The sequence below is a fragment of the Pseudomonas sp. CG7 genome, assembly GCF_023701885.1.
In the GTDB taxonomy this organism is placed as follows: domain Bacteria; phylum Pseudomonadota; class Gammaproteobacteria; order Pseudomonadales; family Pseudomonadaceae; genus Aquipseudomonas; species Aquipseudomonas zanjanensis.
Genome location: NZ_JABAEE010000109.1, coordinates 1 through 887, shown reverse-complemented (window position 1 = coordinate 887; position 887 = coordinate 1). Strand labels below are relative to the sequence as shown.

The following is an 887-nucleotide window of genomic DNA, read 5'->3' as shown; positions in this document are numbered from 1 at the left end:
TTGGTCGGCCTGCTGGAAAATCGAGTGTTGTACCGAGCCCTGGATTTCGCTGGTCAGGCGTTCTTTCAGGTAGAAGCGCAGGGTGCGGGCCTGGGCTGATGGTGTGCAATCGACCAGGCGATCCAGTGGGTCGTAGTGGTAACGGCAGAGCAAGGTTTTGCGGTTCGCCGACACGGGGTCGTTCTCTGGAATGGAAGGCGTTTTATTCCGGCGTCACTCTCGTGGCCTGCATGCCTTTGTCGCCCTTTTCGATTTCAAAAAAAACCGTCTGCTTCTGTTTCAATGTTTTATAACCCTTGCCAGCGATGCCCGAGTAATGAACGAACAAGTCCTCGTCTCCATTGCCGCAGGTAATGAAGCCATAGCCCTTTACATCGTTAAACCACTTCACGGTTCCTTTGATTTGGTCGCTCATTTTTATTCTTCCTGCTTGCCCGAATGAAGAAAGGCACAGGGACTGTGGGTTGCCCAGAGCCTTTATCGTTGTCACGGTTGAGCTTAGGGCCCGCGTAAGTGGCTGCCTACTGTCAACATTGACAGTAGGCAATACCGAGAGGAAATAACGGCTTGCGCATTGATAGTCGAATAACTGCCGCAGCGGTCAGGCCATGGCTTGTGCCTGCAAGCGGCGGCCGATCACGTCCAGCACGTCGCAGCCATCGCGCAACGGAATCGCCAGGAGCAGGGCGAAGTCGTGGAGGACGACGGCGTCGGAGCTGAGTTCTTCGCGAAAGGCGATGTTTTCCAACAGTTGGGTGACGGCGCGGATGCGGTAGGCGGCGGTTTCGTGGAGGACGTCGAGGGGGGCTTGGGTGTCGATGAGCAGGGCGGCGGGGGAACAGTCGCCGCCGGGGAGGGGGATGTATCGGTTCATGGCTGGGGCGTGT

At 56.9% G+C, this 887-nt stretch carries 2 protein-coding genes; both read right to left on the bottom strand.

Annotated features, from left to right (window positions below):
* Positions 1 to 202: 202 nt before the first annotated feature.
* Complete coding sequence (locus HGO40_RS27855; RefSeq protein ID WP_250965660.1) at positions 203 to 415, bottom strand: cold-shock protein; 213 nt, start codon at positions 413 to 415, stop codon at positions 203 to 205.
* 186 nt (positions 416 to 601) lie between these two features.
* Positions 602 to 874 carry a hypothetical protein gene (locus HGO40_RS27850; protein ID WP_250965668.1) on the bottom strand — a complete coding sequence of 91 codons (273 nt, stop codon included), beginning with the start codon at positions 872 to 874 and terminating at the stop codon, positions 602 to 604.
* Positions 875 to 887 lie beyond the last annotated feature (13 nt).